Origin of the sequence: Thermocrinis jamiesonii (assembly GCF_000702425.1) — a bacterium.
Lineage (GTDB): Bacteria > Aquificota > Aquificia > Aquificales > Aquificaceae > Thermocrinis > Thermocrinis jamiesonii.
The window spans coordinates 311328-336064 of the sequence record NZ_JNIE01000002.1; the positions used below are offsets into that span (position 1 = coordinate 311328).

Genomic DNA, 24737 nt, shown 5'->3' on the forward strand with positions numbered 1-24737 from the left:
GTATTTTAATTGCCATTTAAGTATTCTTCAACTTTTTTCCACTGGCTCCAACCTTTAACATAGACGTCCTCTATTTTTTTAATGTTTAGCTTTCTAAGTTTTTTGTATTCTGCTAAGTCTTCTAAAAATCTCCTTAAGTGCTCTTCTGTGTCAAAGTAGAGTAAGTCTTTTCCTTCTCTGGCTACGCAGTATTGATCTTCTTTTTTTACAAAACCCATACAAACTGGACACCTAACCTTTTCTGGTGGTTTGGGAAGTCTCCGCCTCTCTTCCCTCTTTTCCATAAAGGCGTGGAAAGCCAAAGCTAATATAAACACAGCAAAAACACCCTCTATCGCAAAGGACTGAAGGGCAGAAATCCTTCCGCTCAAAAAACCAAACAAAGAAAAAAGAATGCCAGAGGTGGTGATTCCTGCGGTAATGAACACGTATTTAAGAGCTATACCTTTGAAGATAAAAAGGATTACCATAAGAAAACCAAAGACCTCAAAGAGCCTTGAAGCAAATATCAAAAGATGACCGACTTCACTCATCGGTTTTCCTTTGGTAGTTCTGTAGGCTTAAATAAAGGAAGTTTTCTTATATTTTTGAGCCTGTACATGAAATACTCCCTATTTTTCTCTGAAAGAGCCATACCAAGAAGTCCAGTTAGAAAACTGGCAAGAACAAAAAGTCCCACAAGCGTTCCAACTATCCTAACCCTTCTTTGCCTTGATTCATCCATAGGATTCCTCCTTTACAAAGCCGTCCGTTCCATTTTTCCTTAACCATACTTATCCGAACCTACCCATTTGAGTAGTTTCTTGAGTTTGAGCTGAGAAGTTTCAACTATCCTTAACCAAGCAAGAAGTTTTGAGAAAGAGATAAAGCTTAAAATAGCTTTCCATTCCACCTGCACCAGGCGGGACGGAAACCTGCCTGGAATACCCTCTGCCCTCTGGGCTTTGGGTTTTGTCAGGCGAAATGCTATATTAACACTTGCATTGTAATCTCTATCATATTTCCCACAAGAACACTTAAAAACTAACCTTTCTGTCTTACCTTCCTTACCACACTTATGACAAATTCTTGACGTATGTGCGGGATTTACTTTTATGACTTTTAAGTTGTAAAGCCTTGCCTTCTCTTCAAGCCTGCTTGCAAACCTTGAATAAAACCATTGGCTAAATCTTCTTAAAGCTTTCTTGTCCTTCCAATCGGGAACTTCTTTGAAGCTTAGGTCCTCTACCACTATGGCTTGACAATCATAAACCTTTGCGTGTGCTATGACAAAATTGGTAAAAGTCTCAAGTATTTCTTTTCTTAACTGCTTTATCTTCCTCTGCCTTAGTTTCTGCTCAACAAACAAGTGTCTTAACCTTTCCCAAAGCCTTTCTTTTTCTCGCTTACAAGCTGTATTTTCTATGCTATTGTAGATGTTGTCTATCTTTCTCTCAAGGGCTGATACTTCAAAGTGTAGTCTTTCTATCTTTCTTAACATCTGCGTTTTAAAGAACAAAGGTTTGGAAACTTTCTCTCCTTCTACCAATACCGCAACTCCAAGCCTTTTTTCTGAAGGTGAAAGGTCTAAGGCTAACACTCTTTCTATGTTTTCAGGCTCTTTTACTTCAAAACTTAAGGGAATAACAAGCCTGTATATGCTGTATCCACTTTTTAACAAGACCTTTTTTATCAACACCGCTTTAACTTCCTTAGCTTTCGTTAAAGCTCTTCTAAGTCTTTCTGGAATAAGCTTCTTAACACTTATCCACTCCCAACCTTTTTGTGTAGGAACCTTTATGCTGAACTCCAAAAAGTTTCCTGAAATTTTTAACCTTCTAAACTGTCCTTTTTCAAGGTTGTCGTCTGCAGAAGTAATAACTATTTGACCGTTAAACCTTGGATGTGGAAGGTCAAAGTAGCAACTAACCTCTTTTCCTTTCTTTCTAAGGTTTTCTATCTGTCTTTGGATGTTTAAAACAAAGTTTTTGCTGTAACCTTTGATTTCTTCTCCCTTTAACAACTTCTCAAACACTTCTTTTCTTTCTATCTGACTTCTGATGATTTGTCCTGTTAGCTCAAGGACGTTTCTAAAAACTCTTGAAGGGAGACCTTCAGGAGTAGGAAATTCTTTTTTCAAAATTCCCACAGCAGAGCCTTTTTGGGACAAAAGCTTAAAACCTTTTTCGTTCCAAAGTTTTGGGATGTAGGAATTAACTTGGTTTTTAAAGACGGAGAAAAGCCTGTCAAGGTGGGGATAAATTCTTTGTGGAAGAGTTAGCTCATAGCTAAGGATTTGCTCCTTCATTCTTTAACTCCTATCCACATAGATAAACATAACACGGTTTGAGTAGAAAATCAAAGAACAGCTGTTAACCCCGCCCGATGTGGGCGGGAGAAGTAGCCACAGCACGAGGCGCACCATAAAGCCTATATGTGAGTGTGATAGCCTTTGTAGTAAGCATAAGGATGCCAGTCTTCTGGCACTTCTATTGGATACTCTTTGAAGTTGTGAGGACCTACGGGTGTGTCCGTCTTGGTCCACTCAAGGGATGGAGAACCCCAAGGGTTGTCTGGCGCCTTTGGACCCCACAGGCTCTTTATCCAGTTAATAAAGCTCAAGAGCACACCTATTCCAAGTATTACCGCACCCACCGTTTGAATTTGCATCAGGCTAATCCACTCTGGTATAGGTGGATAGTCTGGATACCTTCTTGGCATACCATGAACCATACCCATATACATTTGGAAGAAGTAGAAGATGTTAGCACCTATCAGCATCAGCCAAAAGCTAAGCTTTGCAAGGCCTTCTGAATACATTTTTCCTATGATCTTTGGATACCAGTAATACATACCGCTGAAGGCTCCAAAGGTTAGAGCCATACCAAGCACGTAGTGGAAGTGTCCTACGACGAACAAAGAGTCAGATACACCCAAGTCTATGGAAACCATAGCGTTTGGAATACCTGTAAGACCTCCTATTAGGAACATAAGAATTCCACCCAAGGTAAAGAGCATTGGAGAGTTGAACCTTATGGCTCCCTTGTACAAGGTTGCGACCCAGTTGAAGATCTTAATACCGGTGGGCACTGCAACAAACAGTGTGGTGTATGAAAAGATAACTCTAAGCCAGTCTGGCACACCAGAAACGAACATGTGATGAACCCATGTGAAGAACCCAACCAAGGCTATGCCGTATATGGCAAGCATCATGGATATGTATCCAAAGATGGGCTTTCTGGACATAGTGGATATTACCTCAGAAAACACTCCAAAGGCTGGCAAGATCATGATGTAAACAACTGGGTGGGAGTAGAACCAAAGAAGGTGCTAATACAGTAGTGGATCTCCACCTAAGGCTGGATTGTAGAAGTTGGTTCCGAGGTATTTGTCAGTGAACAGTAGCACAACTGCACCAAGCAGTGCGGGAACTCCAAAGAGGTTTATAAGGCTTGCTGCCATTATGGTATGCACAAACAGGTTGAGTTTTGTCCATCCCAATCCTTTGGCTCTAAGGCTAACTATGGTAGTGATCATATTCACAGAACCCGCAGTAGAGGAAATACCGTAAAGTGCAACTATCATTACGTAAAGAACTGTAGAACCTGCATTTTCGTTTAGAGAGTAAGGAGGATATCCTGTCCAGAGCATCATGATCCAGTTTTGAGGAATGAGGGTCAAAAGCACCAAAACGCTTGCGCCAAAGAATGCCCAGTATCCAAAGGCATTGAGCCTTGGAAAAGCAACATCCTTAGCTCCTATCATCAAGGGCACCAGTATATTTGCAAATCCACCCATCCATACGTTAACCGCCCACCAAAGCAGTATGACCGCACCGTGTCCTGTTAGCAGGTAGTTGTAGAGGTCCGTTCCCGTTCTGCCAAACATGTCTGGCAGTTGTATGCCGGGTACAGTTTGTTCAAACCTTACGAGCAAACCAAAGAGCCCGGCTACTGCAAAGTAAAGCAGTGAAGTTACAAGGTAGAGCATACCTACCTTCTTGTGGTCTGTGGTAAAGAGCCACTCTTTTAAAGTGGCTCCATACCATGGAATTGAAGGAGCCTTAGCTACCGCCATGGTTGCACCTCCTTTATTTTATTGAATTATTTGCTGAGAAGTTTGTTCTACAGCTTGTCCTTCTCCAAGCCACCTGTTAAACTCCTCCTCTGGCACCACCTTTAGGATGGCAAACATACGGGAGTGCCAGGTTCCGCAGTATTCTCTGCAGAATACGAAGTATTCACCTGGCTTGTTGATCTGGAACCACATCTTTGTGATCCTTCCGGGCACCGCATCTTCTGTGATTTTTGCGGGATGGACAAAGAAGGAATGGATCACATCCCTTGAGGTTAGATAAACCTTAATGGGTTTTCCTGCGGGAATGTATGCCTTCTGCTCTTCTGGTGCGGTGTAGCCTTCTGGGTTAAAGAAAGCGTAGACCTTCTTTCCATTGGGATATTCAAATTCCCATCCCCACATAAAGGCAACCAGTTTGATCTCCATAGCACCTTCCGGAGCATTCCTTTGCTTTACAAAGTTTGCAAAGGAGTATGTGCCAAGAAAGAGCACTATTATGATGGGTATAACTGTCCAGACTATCTCAAGGGCTGTGTTTCCTTCAATGTGATCTCCTTCCTCACGCTCTCCCTTTTTGTAACGATACTTAATGGCAAAGTAGATGGCTGGAATAGCGACTATGAGGTAAATAAGCACTGCTATCCAGAACCAAACCTTTACGGAGTTTTCCCAATAGACTCTGGGATAAGCAAGCACTTCTTCTGCAAACACTGACCCCACAAGAGCCAGCAAAGCCAAAAGATACTTCATGGCTGCACCTCCTTTGTCCTTTTAATTATTGCGTAAGCTAAGGTAAAACCACCCAAGCTTAAACCAGCTATAGCAAACAAAACTATTGGGTTTAGCCCATACTTGCCCGTGTTGGGGTCGTATTTGTAGCAAACCATGAAGGCTACATCCACTATGGTGTTTTTTGTGATCCTAAAGGTTTCCGCCTCTGCCAAAGCGATTCTAAAGTCTATCTCCCTTGGGGATATACCATACAAGTATCTTGATACCTTTCCCTCTGGGTCTAAGAACATAACCACATTTGGATGGACAAAGACTCTGTCTTGCCTTGAGTAGAAGAACCTATAGCCTACGGACTCAGAAAGTTTTTTAATGTCCTCCTCCTTCATAATACCAAAGGTCCACTTGTCGGAGGAGATTCCGAGTTTTCTTTTGAACTCCTGCAAGTCTCTCAGAGTGTCCTCCTTGTCAAAGGAGAGCACAATACCTCTGAAATCCTTATTTATGTTTTTAGAAGCCTCTATGGCGTTTTTGATTATAAGAGGGCACGCAGAATCGCAGGTGTAGTAACCCAAGATCAGAGCGGTAGGATGTCCTTTGATGTAGTCCAAAAGCCTATGGGTATTTCCTCTTTCATCTACAAACTCCACATCCGCAACACGATTGCCCAAATATTTCTCTTCCTCTATCTGTAAGATGCTCGGGTCAAAGAAGCCTTCATGGCTCTTAGGCGCAGGAATAGCCCAAACGGACCCCAACAGGACAATCAGGGCTAAAACCCACCTCATGGCTTAAAAAGTCCCATAAGAACCTACTATGTAAGCGGTGCCTGCTACCAAAAGCCAAGCCAAATCCACAAAGTGCCAGTAAAAGCTTGCTGCCTTTATGGGCGTCACCTTTCCTAAGGCTTTACCACTGGTCAATAAAAGAACCAACTGCATGCCTATACCTACGATAACGTGAGAAGCATGCACACCTGTTAGCATGTAAAAGCCTGTGCCATACATGTTGGCGCTTATGGTAAAGCCTTTAGCCCAAAGGTGCATCCATTCCCACGCGTGGAGTACCAAAAACAGTGTTCCAAGAACAATGGTTGCTATCAGCCACATGCGGTATCCGCCCAGGTCGTTGTGTTCTAAAGAGTGTTCTGCTTTGTAGATGGTGTAGCTGGATGCCCAAAGAATTAGGGTAAGAAGCCCAACAAGAGGTAAGTTCATTCCACCTTCAGGGATCCACTTAGTTACCCATTCGGTAGCATGCGTAACCCTTGCCATCCAAAAGCCTGCAAAGATAGAACCGAATATGACGATCTCTGCGAAGACGAACCAAACTACTCCCTGAAAGCCAAGTCCCTGGTCAGGCTCTTTGGAGAAGTGCTCGTTAGCCCATCCAATTACACCTATGACCAAGAGGACGAGGGCTACGCCTGCTAAGATGAGACCTACAAGGCTCCACCCCCAACCAAAGTAAGCAACCGCTGCTAAAGAAAGGACAAGTGGCACTAAACCTACCGGTAAGCCCCAAAGGCTCGTTTCGTGATGGGCTGTGTGCGTCCCCTCATGTGCCATCTTTGCACCTCCTTATGAGATTTATTAATGATATAAATCATTTTTCTTGGTTTGTCAAGTTAAAACTAAAAGATTTGCTAACTTTTTTATCTGTTTATAGCTAATTTTTCACAAAAATCAATAAAAATAATTACTGATAAAAAAATGAATAAATGATTTATCAATTATCATCAACCACGAGTTTGGCTTAAAATAGAAGCTATGCTGAATTGGGAAAAACAGCTCAATCTGATAAAGGAGGGTGTATCAGAGATCATAGAGGAAGAAGAGCTTATAGAGAAACTAAAAAGAGGTAAGCCCCTTCGGATAAAGGCTGGTTTTGATCCAACAGCTCCAGACCTACATCTTGGACATACCGTTTTGCTTCAAAAACTTAGGCAGTTTCAACAGCTCGGACATGAGGTCTATTTTGTAATAGGTGATTTTACCGCTATGATAGGGGACCCAACGGGCAGAAGCGAAACCAGACCACCGCTTTCAAGGGAAGAGATCTTAGAGAATGCCAAAACTTACGAACACCAAGTTTTTAAGATCCTCGATCCGGAGAAAACAAACGTAGTTTTTAACAGTAGCTGGCTTTCTACACTGGGAACGGAAGGCGTAATAAGACTTGCAGGCAAATACACGGTCGCAAGAATGTTGGAAAGGGATGACTTTTCCAAGCGGTTTAAAGAAGGAAACCCTATTTACATTCACGAGTTTATATACCCCTTGCTTCAGGGCTATGATTCTGTGTTTTTGAAAGCGGATGTGGAGCTTGGGGGCACAGATCAGAAGTTTAACCTTTTGGTGGGAAGAGACCTTCAGAGGGCTTACGGTCAGGAACCTCAGGTATGCATCACCCTTCCCCTACTGGTAGGTTTAGATGGCGTTAGGAAGATGTCTAAATCTTATGGAAACTACGTAGGTATAACAGAAGAACCAGAAATTATGTTTGGTAAAATCATGTCAATATCTGACGAGCTTATGTGGGATTATTACCTTTTGCTTACGGACTACAGCAGGGAAGAAATAGAAAGTTTCAAAAGAGATATGCACCCCATGGAGGCAAAGAAAAAACTTGCTTACACTATAGTGGAGCGTTTTCACGGAAAAGAGAAAGCGGAAAGAGCGCTTGAATTTTTTGTAAAAACCTTCTCGGAAAAAGAATTTCCACAAGACGCACCGGTTATAGAACTGCCACAGGGCTACAGAAAGAGAGCTTACGAACTTTTATTTGAGCTTGGCTTGGAACCTTCAAAGAACTCTGCAAGAAGGGTTATAGAAGGTGGAGGTTTTAGGGTAAACGGAAGGAAAATAGAAGATCCTTTTCAGGAAATTGAGGTTCTCCAAGAGCTTAAAATACAGTTAGGGAAGAAGAGGTTTTATAGGCTGGTTCCTAAGAAGGAGTGAGTATGAACTTTACTGCGTCCGAAGTAGCCCAGCGTATAGGCGGTAAGCTATTTGGAAAGGACTTAAGGCTAAAAGGGATCTCCTCCGTCCAAAGACCAAAGGAAGGCACTATAATTTTTTGTCCCTCTCCTAAAGATTTTGAAAACGTAAAGGAAAAGAGAGAAATAACGGTGGTGGTTTCTCAAAAAGTCAATCACGAAAGCTATATACTTGTAGAGGATGTAAAGCTTTCTCTGGCAAAGTTTCTTGACTTCTACTTTAAGGAGGAGCATCCTTCTGGAATTTCTCCTAAGGCCTACGTAGAAGAATCTGCGGTCATAGGAAAGGATGTTTATGTGGGACCCTTTGCTTACGTTGGAAAACATGTGGTTTTAGAAGACGGAGTAAAGGTCTATCCTTTTTGTTATGTAGGAGACTATACTCACGTAGGGGAGGGAAGCATACTTTTCAGCGGGGTAAAGGTGTATCCAAGGTCCGTTATAGGTAAAAGGGTAAGGGTACATAGCGGAGCGGTTATAGGTGCAGACGGTTTTGGCTATCACATAACAAAGGAAGGTATTTTTAAACTAAACCATATCGGTAACGTGATCATAGAGGATGACGTAGAGATAGGGGCAAACACCACCATAGACAGGGCCATGATTGACAGCACAGTTATAGGCAAAGAAACAAAGATAGACAACTTGGTTATGATAGCTCACAACTGCCAAATAGGGGAAAGGAACATAATAGTCAGTCAAGTAGGATTGTCTGGAAGTGTAAAAACTGGTAAAAATGTGGTCTTAGCTGGGCAGGTGGGTGTGGCAGATCATGTGCATATTGGAGATAACGTGCAGGTTGCTGCCAAATCGGGTGTTTCCAAAGACTTGGAACCAAACAAAACCTATGGAGCAAACCTGCCGGCCATAGAGTGGAGTAAGTGGAAGAGAATTTACATATATCTTCTTAAATTACCGGAGCTGTTTAAAAAATGATACTAAAAGTTTTGCCTGTGGGACCCTTAAGTATGAACTGCTCTGTAGTCATAGACAAGGAAAGCAGGCAATCTGTGGTAATAGACCCAGGAGCGGACGCTGAAGCCATTTTCAAAGCCTTAGAAAACACAGAACCTAAGCTAATATTGGCAACTCACGGACACATAGACCACGTGGGGCAGGTAAAAAAGCTAAAAGAACAGCTAAAAATTCCTTTCCTTATGCACAAAGCGGATGTGTTTTTGTTGAATGATCCAATATGGAACGGTTTTGATAAATACGTAGGTGCGGATCTTCCTTGTCCAGAGCCAGATGGTTTTTTGGAAGATCATCAGGAGATCTGCGTAGGTAAGCTAAGGCTTAAAGTTTTGCACACACCAGGACACACACCGGGGCATTGCTGTTTTTACATTGAAGATCAAAGGGTTCTCATAGCGGGAGACTTGCTCTTTAGAGGTTCTGTTGGAAGGTGGGACCTGCCCGGCGGAGACCTCCAACAGCTAAAAAGATCTCTCCAAAGAGTAATCTCAGAAATTCCAGAAGATACATCGGTAGTGTGCGGACACGGAGAAGGAACAACCATAGGAAGGGAAAAGGTTTTTAATCCATTGCTCAGGGAAATTTTAATGGCACGATGAGTTTGTCTGTTTTAATACTGACTAAAAACGAAGAGAGAAACCTGCCAAGGGCAATAAACAGTGTAAAAGATATAGCGGATGAGATCGTGGTGTTGGACAGCGGTTCCACAGACAACACCGTAGAGTTAGCCAAAAGCTTGGGTGCAAAGGTCTTTTATCATCCTTGGGATGGATACGCCAATCAGTTAAACAGGGGAATTGAACTCTGTTCTAAGGATTGGATACTTGTTTTGGATGCAGACGAAGAGGTCTCAAAAGAGCTTAAGCACTCCATAGCAGAAGCATTACGTTCAAAAAAAGCTGACGTTTTTATGGTATGCAGAAGGACTTACTATCTTGGTGGATTTTTAAAACACGCTTGGTATCCAGAATGGAGAGTAAGGCTTTTTAAAAAAGGCACGGTGCGCTTTGAGGGAGAACTGCACGAAAAAACCATCTTTAAGGGCAAAGCTAAAAAGCTAAAGGGTGATCTATACCACTACTCCTATGGCAGTCTTTACGAGCAATACGAAAAAACTATAAGGTATGCAAAAATTATGGCCGAAGCATACCAAAAAGAAGGTAGAAGGTTTAGGGTATATAACTTAGTTTTTAACCCTTTGTGGAGCTTCTTCAAAGTGTTTATTCTCCAAAGGGGCTTTTTGGATGGTCTAAGGGGGTTTTCTGTGGCGGTATCTTCCTTTATCTACACTTTTCTGAAGTATTTATTCCTGCTTGAGTTGGAGATGAAAGAAAAATACAAAGAAAAGCTTTGGAAAAGGTCATAGATACTTGCTTAAGTGACTCCTTAGCAATCTGAAGGCAAAACCAGATAGAAAGAGTACGGTTATAAGGCCTATGAAGGTTAAGATAAAAAGCCACTTCAAAGCTCTACCTCCGCATGCCTTGACGCATGGCACTGAATATTGACCGCCACAGGTAAGGAAGCTATGTGGCAAGGGTATAGCTCCACCTTTACATCTATGGCTGTTGTTGTTCCCCCAAATCCCATAGGTCCCCACCCGAGTTTGTTTATATCTTCCAAAAGCTCCTCCTCTATTCTCCTTGCTATTGGATCCTTGCTTCTTTCTCCCACCGGTCTTAGCAAGGCTTTTTTAGCCAGCAATGCACAATACTCAAAGTTTCCACCTATCCCTACTCCAACAGTAAATGGCGGACACGCATTTGGACCAGCTAACTTTACCGTTTCCAAAACAAATCTCTTTACACCTTCCCAACCATCCGCAGGCTTTAGCATAGCCAAGCGTGAAGTATTCTCAGACCCTGCACCCTTTGGAGCAAAAACTATCCTTAGCTTGTCTCCAGGCACTACCTCGTAGTGTATTATGGCGGGAGTGTTGTCCCTTGTGTTTTTTCTTTCAAAAACAGGATCATAAACCATAGAAGCCCTCAAATACCCTTCCGTGTAAGCCCTGCGCACCCCCTCGTTTATGGCATCCGTTAAAGACCCACCTACCACATGCACATCCTGACCTATCTCTACAAAAACAACAGCTACTCCAGTGTCCTGACAGTATGCCATCTGCTCCTGCTCTGCTACCTCTGCATTCAAAAGTATCTGCCTTAGGACTTCCCTTCCCAACTCCGACTCCTCTCTATTTAAAGCTTCTTTGAAAGCCACCACTACGTCCTGCGGTAGCGTGTAATTTGCTTGCAGAGCAATCTCTTTAACTGCCTCCACTATTTGACTGTATTCAACAACTTTCATGGATAATAATTTAAACAGAAATCAACCTTCTTAGGTAGTTTTCCACCACCTTAGAAAAAGCCTGTGGAATCTTTGATATTTCCGAGATCCTTATTCCCGATTTTTCAAAGTATTCCTCCACAAAGTTTCTTTCTTTACCAACTCCTATGCCTACCACAGGTAGTTTGCCCTTAAGTTCTCTTATTAGTGTTCTAAGTGCTTCCCCTTTAAGCCCCTTAGTAGGCTCACCATCAGAAAAGACTATGAGCACCCCCTTTATGTTATGTTTTTTACAAAAAAGCTGTAACTCATCCATACCTTCGATCAAGACCTTTTCTAAGTTTGTTCCGCCACCTAAAAGGTTAAAAGCGTTTATTATGTTTGCCCTCGCATTCTTATACTCTTCCTCAAAGGTCTTAAGGCTATAGACCTTATCGTTAAAAGCAGATACAGAAAAGGGCATACCTAAGGCATTCAAAGTTTCAGAAAATAGAATTAAGGCTTTGAAGGCATTTTCAGCCTTGTTTTCTTTCTTCATGGATGAAGATAGATCTATAAGCAGTTTAAAGGCCAATACCTTATCTTGTGGCGTTTCCCTTCTTTTGTAGAAAAGCCCTCTCTTTATGGGCACCTCTCTTTGGAGCCTTTTAAAGTCTATGCGCCTTCCGGAGGAATATGCACCGTCCCACTCCTCTTCTTCCTTTGGAATAAGCTTTTCAAATTTTCTCTTAAAGGACTCTACATAAACCCTAACGTCCTTCAAGATGCGATGAAAGGTTTTAAACTCCTCCTCGCTTAGTCCATATTCCTTAAGGTATCTTTTGTCCTTTTCCGAGAGAGTTCTCTGCGTTGGGCTTGTGCTTGTGCTTTCCGTTGAACCACTATTGCTCCAAGGTTTTAGAATAAACATAAGAAAGCCTTTGTGTTCCAAATCCGTTTCCAAAGTCTTTGGAAGAAAATGGCTAAAAAACCTTACGTCCCTTTCCACCATATCCAAGTAAGACATCTGCCTTAGGTATTCCCTCATCCACTCAGGCAAGCTTTTTAGATAATCCAAAATCCTTTCCCTATCCCTTGTTTCCAAACTTTCCGAATTTTCGTCTTTGTGGCTAAAAAGTAGGTTTTGCATATCTTGAGGTAGTTTTTTCAGAACATCCGTCATTATCCTTCCTCTGTGAGCATCTCGTCTTACTCTACCTTTTGCTTCCTCCAAAAGCAGGTCTATTTGATTTAGAGCCTTAGAGCGCTCCAACGCTGAAATATACTTTCCGAATATTTCATCCGCAAGAATTAAGTAAGCTTCTTTGTTTTGAGCCTTTATGTAATCTACAAAGGCTTTACGAAGGTCTTTGGGAAGGACTGATGAACCTAACCACTCCTCAACAAAAGCCAAGGCAAACCGATGATGGGGGTATAAGGAATCTATAGCTTTTAGCCTTTCTCTCCACTGAAGCCTTAGGATTCTTTCTGCCGATGGATGGGCTTGGATGATGCTTTCATCTGTCTTTATTGACTCCAGCACAGAGTACAAAACCACAAAAGAAGTGGGTGGATAGCCAAACTTAAAAAACTCCCTTTGACCTAACCTCCACAAGAAAAGGTCTGTGTTCAAAAGATAAGCTAACTCGTGTCTTACAGCGTTTAGTGTATATTCGTCGTCTTTTTTTAAAAACTCCCGAGCGTCAAACACAATACCCTTTGGAACCTTAGCTATTGGGGGAATATCCTCCAGCTCGCCCCTTGCCCACATTTCAAGCACAGGTATATAAACAGGATCATAACCTGCACCCCATCCTTCATAAGAAGGTATGACTTCTAAACCACTTTCTTTCCGCAGTATGCTTGCAATAGCCTTCCACCTTTCTTTCATAAATTCTAAAGATAAACACAAACCCCAAATTCTGAAAAGTTTCTACCTTTTTTGGAGTCCATGAGGAATTTAAAAAGTCTTGATTCAGAACCTTTATAGAGGTAAAACCTTTTAATTGGTTCGCATCCGTCAAACTTTCCTATCTCAAAGATTACCAAAGAGTTTTTCTCCGGCGTCTGATCCCTTATTATTTTCCTTTCTGCATAGAAGGGAAGGCTGTGGTGGAAGTGACCCACCTGATAGGTTTTGTATTCCCCCTTAGGGTCAAGTTCTTTTATAAATTGCCCTAAGTTTTTCGTTTGTCTATAGGTTTCCAAGTAGGGAAGTATGGCGGTTGCAAGGAATACATAAAAGATCAACATTCCTATCGCAGGGGCATATTTGATGTCAAACTTAAGAAAAATTAGGGGGATAAGGGAAATTACTATGAAAGCTTTATTTAGGTCAAAGTATAGGACTCCCGCAGTTGTAAGAGCAAAGAGTAAAACGGAAATAAAAATTTCATTCCATTTTTTTATTTTCTCCCATGGGCTTTTTATCAAAAAGTATGCGGTTATTATTGCCATAGCGGGATAAGCGGGCATTATGTATAAGGGTATTTTTTTCTTTATCAAACTAAACACTACAAAAAAGGATACTACCCAAAGAATGACAAATTTTAGCTCTTTCCTTACCTTTATTAAAGACCAAAAAAGAGCAGGAAAGAACAGAAAAGAGTAAGGCATAAAGCTTACCAATGTGTCTAAAAAGTAAAAGTATATCGGTTCTTTACCTGCATAAATCCTTTTAATGTTTTCCGCAAAAAAGACCCTTAGAAAAGTTTCTCTGTATACAAGGAAGTGGTAAATGTGCCACCAAAGCCCGAGCATAAGTGTAAAGGCTGTCAGAAGGTAATACTTTATATCCAAAAGCTCCCTTGGCTTTTCCAAAATCAAGAAAGTAAAAACTATAAGTGCAGGCATGACAAAGGCTACTGGTCCCTTTACCAACATACCCAAGGAGGAGCTTAAAAAGGCTATTAGCAGAAAGGGAAGGCGTTTAGTTTTGTAATAAGCATACCAAGAGGTTAGGCTAACACACACAAAAAAAGCTAAAGGCACCTCAGGGGAAGCATAATGGGCATTAACAAAAAACTGCAAGGACAAAACCAATATCAAGAAAGAAAAAACAGAGATTTTTAAGTCCTTTGTTAGAAGCCAAGCCAATAGGAAAGTTGTAAAACCGGTGCCCAGACCTAAGATTGCATGAAAAAACCTAAGTCCAAATTCATTCACACCAAACAACCAATAACCAATGGCAACAAGCCAATAGGTAAGGGGTGGTTTTTGAAACCTCAGTTCATCGTTGTAGTAAGGAGTTATGTAATCTCCTGTAAATAGCATACGTCTACTTGCTTCTGCATAAAAGGCTTCATTAGGTTGCCACACCTGAAAACTGCCAAGATTGTAAAAGTAAAGAATCGCGCTTGCTACAGCAAGAATATAAAGAATCACAAAAAACTATTATAGTAAAATTTTACGAATGGGCCTTTTAGACAGATTTAGAAAAAAAGAGCAAAAGGAAACCTTATGGACCAAATGTCCCTCCTGCAAGGCTATAATTTATGTGCCAGAGCTGAAGGAAAACTTAAATGTATGTCCTAAATGCAATTACCACTTTCCAATGGGTTCCTTAGAAAGAGTTCAATCTCTATTGTCCAACCATTCCTTGATGTTTGAAAACATACTCCCCTCTGATCCTTTAAATTTTAAAGACTCTAAACCTTACAAAGAAAGAATTAAGCAGGCTCAAAAGGAAACCAATCTTACAGAAGCTTTAGTAGTTGCCAAGGGAAGCTTGGGAGATAAAGAAGTTGTGCTTTGTGTTATGGATTTTAGCTTTATAGGAGGCAGTATGGGTTCTGTGGTGGGCGAAAGATTCTACAGAGCGTGCCTATATAGTGCAGAGCATAAACTTCCTTTGATAGCCATCATAACCTCCGGTGGAGCAAGGATGCAGGAAGGTATCATCTCCCTTATGCAGATGGCAAAAACATCCATTGGCGTGGGTTTTCTAAAAGAAAAGAAAATCCCTTACATAACGGTTTTGACAAATCCCACTATGGGCGGTGTTTCTGCCAGCTTTGCCTTTCTTGGAGACATTATTTTGGCTGAGCCTGGCTCTTTAATTGGCTTTGCAGGTCCAAGGGTTATAGAACAGACAATAAAACAACAGCTTCCCGAAGGATTTCAAACCGCAGAATTTCTTCTTGAAAAGGGCATGATAGATTTAATAGTTCATAGAAAAGAGCTTAAGGACACGCTTAACAAACTAATTAATATAGCCTCCTCGAGGAGAGGTTGCGGTGCTATATGAAGAGGAGCATCCTTTTGCAATAGCTTACAGATTGGTGGAAGAGGGCCGTTTAGACCCATGGAACGTTGACATAGCCCAGCTGGCGCGCATGTATATAGAAGAAATAAAGAAAATGGAACTTTTAGACTTGCGCATACCTGCGAGAGCGGTTTATGCCGCAGTCTTTTTGCTAAAAAAACAGGTGGATGTGCTGTTTCCTGAACCAAAAAGAAGAAGGGAGAAGAAATACACCTTAGAAGAGATTGTTCAGATGTTTGAAGAGGAAGAAAAAAGCAATCTTCAAAGTGTGGAGACAACAAGCCTTGTAGTTGATCGGATAAAGGAAATTAAGAAAAAGGTAAAAGGATATAAGAAAAAAAGTGAAAAAAGGAAAACTATACCTATACACGTGTCAAAGTTTGAGAAGGCTCTTGAAGAACTTGAAAAGTTGATAAGTCAGGGGATCAAAGTCTTCTCCTTTTTGGACTTTGTGGGAAACAGAAACCCTGTGCCCTATCTTTTGAGTTTGATGTTTTTGTATCAGGATGGTAAAGTAAATGTTTATCAAAAAGAACCTTATTCAGATATTCTGGTTGAGGTCTTAATAACTTAAAATAAATATTGTGTTGGGGGTGTGGCGGAACTGGCAGACGCAGGGGACTTAAAATCCCCAGGGGTAATCCCCCGTGAGGGTTCGAGTCCCTCCACCCCCATTGTAAAAGAAAGCTATGATCCTTTCGGATAGGAGCATAAAGGAACTTATACAAAAGGGTGAGCTAAGCATAGAGCCTTTAGATGAAAAAAACATACAAAGCTCATCCATAGACCTAAGACTTGGAGAAGATGTGATTTTTTATGTTACAGACTTTATAGATGTCAAACAGGAGAGTATTCCAATTCAAAGATTGCAGATTCCAGAGGAGGGTTTGGTTATAAAGCCCAAGTCCTTTCTCCTTGCTACAACCTTAGAGTACATAAAGCTTCCCGGGCATATAACAGCCTTTGTGGAAGGTAGATCCTCTTTGGGAAGACTGGGTCTTTTTATAGAAAACGCTGGCTGGGTGGATGCGGGCTTTGAGGGTCAAATAACCTTAGAGCTTTACAACGCAAACAGCTGTCCCATAAGGCTCTATAAAGGCATGAGGATATGTCAGATAGTTTTAGCCAAGCTGGATAAACCTGCGGAAAAGCCTTACCGAGGCAAATACTTTAGGCAAAGGGGAGCTACACCATCAAAGATATTCATGGACCTATTAAACCCACAGGAATAAATTAATACATCCTATGAAAGGACTTCTGAAGTTTGAGCATATACTGGAAGGAGCAAGAATAAGCCAAGAGGAAGCCTTAGAGCTTTTAGAAAAAGCAGACTTAGCTACGCTGGGCTATCTGGCTAACGAGGTAAGAAAGCTCCATCATCCAGAGGATTTGGTAACTTTCGTCATAGATAGAAACGTAAATTATACAAATGTGTGCGTGGCAGGTTGTAAATTCTGTGCCTTTCAGAGGAAAATAAACTCTCCCGACGCTTACGTCTTGGACGTAGAACAGATTTTAAACAAGGTTAAGGAACTTGTAGATTGGGGTGGAACCACTTTACTCATGCAGGGAGGATTGAACCCAAACCTACCCCTTGAGTTCTACACAGAGCTTTTAAGGACAATAAAAAAACATTTTCCACAGGTTCAGATACACTCTTTCTCTGCACCCGAAATAGTATATCTTGCAAAGATTGAAAGAATGACCATAGAAGAGGTTCTAAGAGAATTAAAAAAGGCTGGGCTGGATTCTCTACCCGGCGGTGGTGCAGAAATACTCTCTTCGGAAGTTAGAGCATTTTTAAGCCCGGGCAAATGCTCTGTGGAAGAGTGGGAAGAGGTGCACAGAACCGCCCACAAACTTGGTATGACTTCCACTGCAACTATGATGTTTGGGCATATAGAAGAACCCAGGCACATAGTGGAGCATTTGGAAAGAATAAGAAGAATTCAAGATGATACGGGTGGATTTACCGCTTTTATTCCTTGGACCTTTAAAAAGGGAAATACTCAACTGGACTACCTTGAAGAAGCACCATCAACATACTATCTGAAGGTTCTTGCCCTTTCCAGAATATATTTGGACAACTTCAAGAACATACAAAGCTCGCACGTTACTCAAACCATGCAAATAGGTATAGTAGGCCTTCACTTTGGTGCTAACGACCTTGGCAGTGTGATGATAGAAGAAAACGTTATCTCCTCTACATCCTATAGGGTTTCTATTCCAAAGGTGGAGGATATGGTCAATGCTATAAGGTCTGCGGGCTTTAAACCCGCTCAGAGGGATACTTATTACCGAATTATAAGAGTTTTTTAAGCCTTAGCATTGCCCTGTGTAAGAGTAAAGGGTCGTAGTGTCCAAAGTCTTTCAAAAACCATCCATCACCGCCTGTTATTATAATCGTGAAATCTTTCGTATAGAGTGCTTTTAGCTCTCTCAAAAGCCCTTCAATGTAATAAAAAACTTCCTTTTTTAGACCTCCAAGTATGGCAGATTTTGTGTCCTTTCCTAAGGGGACATCTACCTTTTCTAAACTAAAAAGTGGGATAAGCTCAGCCTTTTCGCTTAAACACCTTAGCCTTGCACCCAATCCCAAGTTTATAAATCCACCTTCAAACACACCATCCACCATAACATCCACAACCAAAGCGGTGCCACAGCTTATCAAAAGACAAGAGTCTGAATAGAACTCCAAAGCACCGTAAAGGTTTAAAAGTCTGTCTATACCAACCCTTTCCTTTCCCTCAAAGGCAGTATTTATTGGCACCTCTTCTGGGCTGAAGATGTAGGCTTTGGTTAGTTTGTAATTCAGAGAAGGTTTTACAGAAGAGACAAAAATATGATCGTAGTCCAAAAGTAGTCTGTCTAACTCTTCATGGGCAAACTTTCCCAAAAATCTAAGCTCCTTTCCATCAAAAGTACAGGCGTCAATGCTTGTGTTTCCTATATCAAGAGTAAGAATGAAGCGCATATCTCATATTATATTTTTTAGAGTGCTATACTATAAGGCAAAGGTTGTAAAGATAGGAAGGCTGTTATATAAGGAAGGATTGGTGGATGCAAGGGCAGGCAACCTTTCTGTAAGATTGGGAGATCAAGCCATAATAACAAGAACTGGTTCCCACCTTGGGAACTTAGACTTTGAAGACCTTATTGAACTACCGCTTTATCGGGAACACACGCTCAAAGAAAGGGCATCCTCTGAGTGGATAGTGCATAGGGAAATTTATCTACAAACCACCCACAAAGCGGTAGTCCATGCCCACCCCCTTTATACAGTTTTTCTTTCAAATTACTACTCCAAAATAGAACCAAAAGATTCAGAGGGCAAAGCCATCTTAGGTGCGGTGGAGGTTATCCCAGACTATCCCTCCGGTAGCGAAGAACTTGCCAAAGCAGTGGCGCAGGGATTAAAAAGGTCTAAGATTTTGATAGTGAAAAACCACGGAGTTTTTAGTGCAGGCAAGACTCTTACAGAAGCATATAGTTTAGTTTCTGTGCTTGAAAGATCCTGCAAATATTTATGGTTGAAGATATAATCTTTACCTATGGAAAGGGAACTTATACTTGGTGGTCAAAAGGTCAAAACAAACAACCTTGTAGAAATTAAGTATCCCTACACTCAAGAAGTTATCGCTAAGGTACATTTTGCCACTGAAAAGGAAGCTTTGCAAGCGGTTGAGATCGCCAAGCAAGGAGCCAAAGAGATGGCAAAGCTTACCCCCTATGAAAGGTATAAGCTGTTGATGAAGGCTGCGGAAATTTTGGAAAGAAGAAGTGAAGAATTCGCAAAGACTTTGGTTTTGGAAGTTGGGAAAACTATAAGGGAAGCAAGAACGGAAGTCCAAAGGGCAATACAAACCTTACTTTTTTCCGCAGAAGAAGCGAGAAGAATTGGGGGAGAAGTAATCCCAATAGATGCCCATCCAAACGGAAAGGGCAAGTTTGGCTTTTATGTAAGAGAGCCCGTTGGAATAGTCAGCGCCATAACTCCCTTTAACTTTCCTTTGAACCTTTCCATGCACAAGGTAGCTCCAGCCTTAGCTTCTGGGAATGCGGTTATATTAAAACCATCCGAAAGAACACCACTTACACCTTTGATGCTTGGAGAACTGCTTTTAGAAGCTGGTTTTCCACCCTCTGCCATATCCGTGCTCCCAGGGTTTGGGGAGGTAGGTAAGGTCATAACCACCCATCCTGACGTAAGGGTAGTTTCCTTTACAGGAAGCAGAAAGGTGGGAGAGATAATAGCTAAGCAGTGTGGTATAAAGAAGCTGGTTCTTGAGCTTGGTTCAAACTCAGCGGTGGTGGTCCATAAGGACGCTGACATTGAAAGGGCGGTGCAAAAAACAGTGCAGGGAGGCTATGCCATAGCGGGACAGGTTTGCATATCCGTCCAAAGGGTCTTTGTGCATGAATCAATATTTGACCTGTTTTTGGAAAGGCTTTCCTCTGAAGTAGAAAAGTTAAAGGTTGGCGATCCAATGGAAGAAAGCACAGATGTGGGTCCGATGATATCCATAAGTGAAGTGGAAAGGATCCAAAGTTGGATAGACGAAGCCTTGCAGTATGGGTCAAAATTGATTACTGGGGGAGTGTCCTGCGGTGACAAAGTGTCTTCTGTTTTAGTCCCAACTGTGGTTAGTTTGGTCCCACCTCAATCAAAACTCTACAGAGAAGAAGCCTTTGCTCCTGTGGTGGTAGTCAATCCTTACAGCGATGTGGATCAGGCTATTCAGATGGTAAATGACTCGGACTACGGTTTGCAAGTGGGAGTATTTACAAAAGATCTGGAAATAGCGTGGAGGTTTATAAGGGGTATAAAAGCAGGTGGAGTTCTCATAAACGAAGGTCCTAACTTTAGGGCAGATCAGATGCCATACGGAGGTGTAAAGTTTTCAGGTGTAGGCAAAGAAGGACCAAAATACGCCATAGAAGATTATACGGAAATAAAAATGGTTATATTTAATCTTGATGCTTGAAGTATCTTTTATTATAGCCTTTACTGCAGGTTTGCTGTCCTTTTTGTCTCCCTGTGTTCTTCCAATCATTCCGGGTTATCTGTCTTACATTTCTGGTATAGGTCGGGCTGATGGGAGTTCAAAAGGTTTTAATCTAAACATCTTACTTGCATCAGTGCTTTTTGTTTTTGGCTTTTCCTTGGTTTTTTCCCTATTGGGTGCAGGAACAACCACTGTGGGACAACTACTAAGAGATTATCAAGAAGTCATCTCAAAGGTGGGTGGAGGTCTGATAGTTTTCTTTGGTCTTCACTTTGCTGGAGTCTTTCTAAGGGAGAATTTCCTTAAAGAAATTCTGGGTGTTTCTGCTTTGCTAGTTTCTCTGCATCTTTTTGGGGTCATAAGTCAAAAATTGCTCTTTGACCTTTTGGGGATCATTTTCATAGTGCTTTTCTTATACTCCTTTGGCTTTCATGAAAAACTTTACAGGCAAATGAGGATAGAAATGAAAAGTAATGTATCTTTGTTTGGTGCTTTCGTTGTTGGAATGCTCTTTGCCTTTGGTTGGTCTCCCTGCATAGGTCCTGTGCTTGGAAGCATTCTTCTTTATGCATCCCAACAGGAGACTGCACTGCAAGGTGCTATACTGCTTTTCTTTTACTCCATGGGTCTTGGCATTCCTTTTATTGTTGCGGGCGGACTGCTGTCTGCCTTTTTGAGCTTTGTCAAAAGCTTTAGCAAGTTCTTTGGGGTGGTAGAGTTCATAGGGGGGTTGGTGCTTGTAGCCTTAGGAGTCTTGCTAACAACTGGACGCCTTTCTATGCTGGCAAATTTAAGTTTTTAAGCTGTTAAAATAACTTTGTGGCAAAAATACTTTTAGGAGTCTCTTCCTCCATTGCAATACACAAAGCTTGTGAGCTGGTAAGACAGTTAAAACACAGAGGACACCAGGTAAGGGTAGTGCTAACTCCAAAGGCAGAAGAGTTTATAAGCAAGCTAACATTTTACGCTTTGAGCGGAAACAAAGCATACTCTGATTGGGAAGATGATCCTTTTTTGCATATAAACCTACCAAGGTGGTCTGATCTCTTTCTAATAGCTCCCTGCAGTGCAAACACACTCTCAAAAATAGCTTTGGGGCTTGCTGATAACCTGCTGACCAACTGCGCTCTGGCTCACAGCGGACCTTTGATGCTCGCACCTGCGTGTAATGTGGAGATGTGGAATAGTCCTGCAATTCAAGAAAACGTCAAAAAGCTAAAAGACAGGGGAGTAGTAATAATAGAGCCGGAGGAAGGAGTTTTGGCTTGTGAAGAAGAAGGCAAAGGTAAATTGGCAAGCTTGGAAAGAATTTTAGATTGGGTAGAGTGGGGACTGAGGGAAAAGCCCCTTTACGGTAAAAGGGTTTTAATAACTGTGGGTGCTACCAGGGAGTTCATAGACAGTATAAGGTTCATATCCAACCTTTCAAGCGGAAAAACGGGCTTTGCCATAGCAAGAGTTTTACGCTGGTATGGTGCGGAGGTTGAACTAATAAGTGCTTATACAGAGGAAAAACCCCCACCGGAAGTTAAACTGGTAAAAGTTGTATCTGCAGAAGATATGTTAAGGGAAGTGATGAAAAGAATCGGAGAGATTGATCTTTTGGTGATGAGCTCGGCAGTGGCTGACTACAGGCCCTTAAAGAAGTTAGAAGGTAAGATAAAAAAATCGGAGGAACTGACCCTTAAACTTGTGAAAAATCCTGACATTCTTGAAGAAGTGTCAAAGGTAAAACCGAGCAGTCTAAGGGTTTTAGGCTTTGCCCTTGAAGAAAGGCATGTTCTTTTGCAAAACGCAAAGGAAAAGCTAATAAGAAAAGGGTTAGACCTTATAGTAGCCAATCCTGTGGGGATAATGGGTCAAGAGTCACACGAAGGTTATTTGATCTTTAAGGACGGACAAACCATTCCCTTTTCTTTTGAAAACAAGCTGAGCTTTGCAGAGTTCTTGGTCCCCCATATTCTGAAGCTTTTCTGTTAATATTTTTCTTATGCTGTTTCTTCTTGGCTCCTCGAAGCGACAATCAAGAATAAGGCTAAAGGAAAGCATAAGTGCGGGAGTAGAGGTATATCCATTTCAAGAGCTGACTGCAAAAAGGGTTGAGCTGATAAATTGCTTTGGGATCAGTATGGAAGACCTTTTGCCTGCGTGGAGAAGGTATAAAAACAACTTCTGGGACAGCTTGGAGTTTTGGGTTCTTCCCCCTGCAGTTCAAAACTTTATATCGGACCATTCGTTGGTCTTATCCCCAATCCTTGGTTTGATAAGCATAAACTCTCCACTGCCTTACGCTCCCTTATCTTGGGACGATGAGTGCAACGGAAAAAGTCTAAAGGACTGGTGGAAAGAAGATTTAAGAAGAATCTCCAAGGACCTTTTCAAAGGGAAAACTGTAATATCCTTGCTTGGAAGTAAAGAAGAAAAAATTTTAAGCTTTGAGAGTGTTTCTAAGCTGGTTAGGTTTGAGTTCTACAAAAAGGGCCAAAAGGTAAAAAATCCACAAAGGCACAGGGCTTACGCCTTAAGGTATATAGCAGAAAAGAGACTACCCTTAGAAGATTTTCACAAAATCAACTTTTACGATTACCAGGTAAAAGAAATAAAAGAAGAAGAGAAGACAATACGCATCATTTTTGAAGGTGCCGGAGCTTACATCTGATAAACTATTTTTATGCTCTCTATTGTCATACCAGCTTACAACGAAGAAGAAAACATCCCTATTCTCTACGAAAAGCTAAAGAAAGTGTTGGACAGTTTAGGAGAAGATTACGAAGTTATCTTTGTGGATGACGGCTCTACAGATTCTACCTTTGATATACTAAGGGAGCTGGCAACGAAAGACAAAAGGATTAAGGTTTTGAGGTTTAAAAGAAACTACGGACAAACTGCTGCCCTGTCTGCAGGTTTTGAACACGCAAAAGGTGAGGTCATCATAACCTTAGATGCGGACCTTCAGAACGACCCAGAAGACATACCAACCCTTTTGGAAAAGCTGAAAGAAGGCTATCACATAGTTAGCGGTTGGAGAAAGGACAGAAAGGACCCCTTCCTTTCAAGAAAACTGCCCTCTATGATAGCCAACTGGCTCATATCTAAAATTACAGGTGTGCATCTTCACGATTATGGATGCACCCTCAAAGCTTATAAGGCTGAAGTGGTAAAGGACCTTGAGCTTTTTGGAGACATGCACAGGTTTTTACCCGCCCTTACAAAAAGAAAGGGAGCAAAGATAACAGAAGTTCCAGTAAAACATCACCCAAGGATCTACGGAAAGTCCAAGTATGGTATAGGCCGAACAGTTAGAGTGCTTTTGGACATTATGCTTGTAAAGTTTCTCAACGAATACATAAACAAACCTCTTTATATGTTTGGTAGTATAGGCTTTTTTCTGCTCAGCGCAGGTCTTTTTGCACTGCTTTACCTTCTCTTCTTAAAGATCTTTCTGGATGAACCCATTGGTGGAAGACCTTTGCTTATATTAAGCGTTCTTTCCATACTGGCTGGTGTTCAACTTATATCCACAGGTTTAATAGCAGAGCTTTTAATTAGAATATACTATCAGACTAAAGATACGAAGCCTTACGTGATTCAGGATAAGATAAATGTAGATTAAACTTCCGCTCCTTCCAAAGCTCTGTGACAATTGCAAGTCCTTTGATCTTCAAGCCTTTCCACAAAAAGCTTAAGTATAAGTTTTATTTCCTCTTCCTTGCTTTTCATTAAAGATATTACCTCGTCGCTGGTTAATCTGTATTTGGCAATTCCTGCCGCTGGGTTTGCTACCACACACAGACTGGCATAACACATTGCAAGCTCTCTTGCTAAGGCTACTTCCGGATAGCCCGTCATACCTACCACATCCCCACCTAAAATCTTTATAGCTCTTATTTCTGCGGGAGTCTCAAACCTTGGACCTTCTGTGCAAGCATAAACACCCGAAGGATGATAGCTCAGCTTTAGCTCTTCCAAAACATCCATCAAACACCTTCTCATCTGAGGACAGTATGCCTCTGACATATCCACATGGACCACCTTCTTATTTTTCAAAAGCTCAGCTGGTTTGTCATCTCCAGGCACATCCAAAGAATACGCTCCTTGGTAAAAAGTATCTTCTCTGCCCTTCGTAAAGTCTAAAAAGTCATCTATGATAACAAAATCTCCCGGTCTAAACCTTTCGTTTATGGCTCCTACTGCAGAAATAGACAGAACTCTATTTGCTCCTATTTCTTTCAAAGCCCAAAGATTTGCCCTGTAGGGAACAAAAGAAGGACTATACTGATGATTTAGTCCGTGTCTTGCCAAAAAGGCAACCCTTTTACCCCTTAGCTTTCCTATCAGAATAGGAGAGGATGGCTCACCAAAAGGAGTGGTTATTCTAACCTCCTGCACCTCTTCCAGTTGGTCAATCCTGTAAAGCCCACTCCCTCCTATGACCGCAAGCATG

At 41.5% G+C, this 24737-nt stretch carries 25 protein-coding genes, 1 tRNA gene and 1 pseudogene; 15 read left to right on the top strand and 12 right to left on the bottom strand.

The annotated features are described in order from the left end of the window. Positions 1-5: 5 nt before the first annotated feature. The 7 genes and pseudogenes from K217_RS0101745 to K217_RS0101775 form a co-directional block, all read right to left on the bottom strand. Positions 6-533 (bottom strand): hypothetical protein, encoded by a 528-nt coding sequence (locus K217_RS0101745; protein WP_029551421.1) that lies wholly within the window; start codon positions 531-533, stop codon positions 6-8. Then, complete coding sequence (locus K217_RS07430) at positions 530-724, bottom strand: hypothetical protein (protein ID WP_038028060.1); 195 nt, start codon at positions 722-724, stop codon at positions 530-532. Before K217_RS07430 ends, K217_RS0101745 begins: the two co-directional genes overlap by 4 nt. 39 nt (positions 725-763) lie before the next feature. After that, a complete protein-coding gene (locus tag K217_RS0101755; protein WP_029551422.1) occupies positions 764-2287 on the bottom strand; it encodes an RNA-guided endonuclease InsQ/TnpB family protein in 1524 nt (507 codons plus the stop codon). 122 nt (positions 2288-2409) lie between these two features. Further along, positions 2410-4056 (bottom strand): annotated as a pseudogene (locus tag K217_RS07435) (cytochrome c oxidase subunit I). An 18-nt stretch (positions 4057-4074) separates the two neighbouring features. Further along, the gene (gene coxB / locus K217_RS0101765; RefSeq protein ID WP_029551423.1) at positions 4075-4806 is read right to left on the bottom strand and encodes a cytochrome c oxidase subunit II; all 732 of its coding nucleotides are present in this window, start codon (positions 4804-4806) and stop codon (positions 4075-4077) included. Continuing rightward, on the bottom strand, positions 4803-5573 hold the full coding sequence (locus tag K217_RS0101770; RefSeq protein ID WP_029551424.1) for an SCO family protein: 771 nt from the start codon (positions 5571-5573) through the stop codon (positions 4803-4805). The genes coxB and K217_RS0101770 overlap by 4 nt, the downstream gene beginning before the upstream one ends. 3 nt (positions 5574-5576) lie before the next feature. Continuing rightward, positions 5577-6353 (bottom strand): cytochrome c oxidase subunit 3, encoded by a 777-nt coding sequence (locus K217_RS0101775; protein WP_029551425.1) that lies wholly within the window; start codon positions 6351-6353, stop codon positions 5577-5579. A 201-nt stretch (positions 6354-6554) separates the two neighbouring features. On the opposite strand from K217_RS0101775, the gene tyrS reads away from it, so the two are divergent. Genes tyrS through K217_RS0101795 form a run of 4 tightly spaced genes read left to right on the top strand, consistent with a single transcriptional unit; the run spans position 6555 to position 10124 of the window. Further along, a complete protein-coding gene (gene tyrS / locus K217_RS0101780; protein ID WP_029551426.1) occupies positions 6555-7745 on the top strand; it encodes a tyrosine--tRNA ligase in 1191 nt (396 codons plus the stop codon). A gap of 2 nt (positions 7746-7747) precedes the next feature. Then, on the top strand, positions 7748-8719 hold the full coding sequence (gene lpxD / locus K217_RS0101785; RefSeq protein ID WP_029551427.1) for a UDP-3-O-(3-hydroxymyristoyl)glucosamine N-acyltransferase: 972 nt from the start codon (positions 7748-7750) through the stop codon (positions 8717-8719). Continuing rightward, positions 8716-9357 (top strand): MBL fold metallo-hydrolase, encoded by a 642-nt coding sequence (locus K217_RS0101790; protein ID WP_029551428.1) that lies wholly within the window; start codon positions 8716-8718, stop codon positions 9355-9357. Before lpxD ends, K217_RS0101790 begins: the two co-directional genes overlap by 4 nt. Then, positions 9354-10124: a glycosyltransferase family 2 protein gene (locus tag K217_RS0101795; protein ID WP_029551429.1), complete on the top strand. Its 771-nt coding sequence runs from the start codon at positions 9354-9356 to the stop codon at positions 10122-10124. The genes K217_RS0101790 and K217_RS0101795 overlap by 4 nt, the downstream gene beginning before the upstream one ends. Before the next feature lie 95 nt (positions 10125-10219). On the opposite strand, the gene K217_RS0101805 is transcribed toward K217_RS0101795, so the two are convergent. From K217_RS0101805 to K217_RS0101815, 3 genes are read right to left on the bottom strand one after another with little or no spacing between them, the layout of a single operon-like run. Continuing rightward, the gene (locus K217_RS0101805) at positions 10220-11065 is read right to left on the bottom strand and encodes a fumarate hydratase (protein WP_029551430.1); all 846 of its coding nucleotides are present in this window, start codon (positions 11063-11065) and stop codon (positions 10220-10222) included. A gap of 10 nt (positions 11066-11075) precedes the next feature. After that, positions 11076-12914, bottom strand: coding sequence for a vWA domain-containing protein (locus tag K217_RS0101810; protein ID WP_029551431.1), 1839 nt, complete (start codon positions 12912-12914; stop codon positions 11076-11078). A 5-nt stretch (positions 12915-12919) separates the two neighbouring features. After that, the gene (locus tag K217_RS0101815; RefSeq protein ID WP_255326808.1) at positions 12920-14407 is read right to left on the bottom strand and encodes an ArnT family glycosyltransferase; all 1488 of its coding nucleotides are present in this window, start codon (positions 14405-14407) and stop codon (positions 12920-12922) included. 28 nt (positions 14408-14435) lie between these two features. Here K217_RS0101815 and accD point away from each other — a divergent pair, with 28 nt between their 5' ends. The 5 genes from accD to mqnC all read left to right on the top strand — a co-directional run bounded on the left by accD (position 14436) and on the right by mqnC (position 17606). After that, on the top strand, positions 14436-15269 hold the full coding sequence (gene accD, locus K217_RS0101820; RefSeq protein ID WP_029551433.1) for an acetyl-CoA carboxylase, carboxyltransferase subunit beta: 834 nt from the start codon (positions 14436-14438) through the stop codon (positions 15267-15269). After that, positions 15259-15861: a chromosome segregation protein ScpA gene (locus tag K217_RS0101825; protein ID WP_029551434.1), complete on the top strand. Its 603-nt coding sequence runs from the start codon at positions 15259-15261 to the stop codon at positions 15859-15861. Before accD ends, K217_RS0101825 begins: the two co-directional genes overlap by 11 nt. Positions 15862-15876: 15 nt before the next feature. Beyond that, positions 15877-15961: transfer RNA gene (locus K217_RS0101830), tRNA-Leu, on the top strand. A 15-nt stretch (positions 15962-15976) separates the two neighbouring features. Beyond that, the gene (dcd, locus tag K217_RS0101835; RefSeq protein WP_029551435.1) at positions 15977-16519 is read left to right on the top strand and encodes a dCTP deaminase; all 543 of its coding nucleotides are present in this window, start codon (positions 15977-15979) and stop codon (positions 16517-16519) included. 13 nt (positions 16520-16532) lie between these two features. Beyond that, complete coding sequence (gene mqnC, locus K217_RS0101840; RefSeq protein WP_029551436.1) at positions 16533-17606, top strand: cyclic dehypoxanthinyl futalosine synthase; 1074 nt, start codon at positions 16533-16535, stop codon at positions 17604-17606. Here the strand turns inward: mqnC and K217_RS0101845 are convergent. Further along, positions 17590-18261 (bottom strand): type III pantothenate kinase, encoded by a 672-nt coding sequence (locus K217_RS0101845; protein WP_029551437.1) that lies wholly within the window; start codon positions 18259-18261, stop codon positions 17590-17592. The genes mqnC and K217_RS0101845 overlap by 17 nt on opposite strands. Between K217_RS0101845 and K217_RS0101850 the strand changes: the two genes are divergently transcribed. Genes K217_RS0101850 through K217_RS0101875 form a run of 6 tightly spaced genes read left to right on the top strand, consistent with a single transcriptional unit; the run spans position 18251 to position 23906 of the window. Next, positions 18251-18829 (top strand): class II aldolase/adducin family protein, encoded by a 579-nt coding sequence (locus tag K217_RS0101850; protein ID WP_052178033.1) that lies wholly within the window; start codon positions 18251-18253, stop codon positions 18827-18829. The genes K217_RS0101845 and K217_RS0101850 overlap by 11 nt on opposite strands. Before the next feature lie 9 nt (positions 18830-18838). Further along, on the top strand, positions 18839-20272 hold the full coding sequence (locus K217_RS0101855; RefSeq protein WP_029551439.1) for an aldehyde dehydrogenase family protein: 1434 nt from the start codon (positions 18839-18841) through the stop codon (positions 20270-20272). Further along, positions 20265-21095: a cytochrome c biogenesis CcdA family protein gene (locus tag K217_RS0101860; protein WP_029551440.1), complete on the top strand. Its 831-nt coding sequence runs from the start codon at positions 20265-20267 to the stop codon at positions 21093-21095. The genes K217_RS0101855 and K217_RS0101860 overlap by 8 nt, the downstream gene beginning before the upstream one ends. A gap of 17 nt (positions 21096-21112) precedes the next feature. Further along, positions 21113-22273 (top strand): bifunctional phosphopantothenoylcysteine decarboxylase/phosphopantothenate--cysteine ligase CoaBC, encoded by a 1161-nt coding sequence (gene coaBC / locus K217_RS0101865; protein ID WP_029551441.1) that lies wholly within the window; start codon positions 21113-21115, stop codon positions 22271-22273. A 10-nt stretch (positions 22274-22283) separates the two neighbouring features. Then, on the top strand, positions 22284-22952 hold the full coding sequence (yaaA, locus tag K217_RS0101870) for a peroxide stress protein YaaA (RefSeq protein ID WP_029551442.1): 669 nt from the start codon (positions 22284-22286) through the stop codon (positions 22950-22952). A gap of 12 nt (positions 22953-22964) precedes the next feature. Beyond that, positions 22965-23906, top strand: a complete 942-nt coding sequence (locus tag K217_RS0101875) for a glycosyltransferase family 2 protein (protein ID WP_029551443.1) — start codon at positions 22965-22967, stop codon at positions 23904-23906. On the opposite strand, the gene mtnP is transcribed toward K217_RS0101875, so the two are convergent. After that, entirely contained in the window at positions 23903-24736 is an 834-nt protein-coding gene (gene mtnP / locus K217_RS0101880; protein WP_029551444.1) for an S-methyl-5'-thioadenosine phosphorylase, read from the bottom strand. The two genes, K217_RS0101875 and mtnP, sit on opposite strands and share 4 nt — an antisense overlap. Between the last annotated feature and the right edge of the window lies 1 nt (position 24737).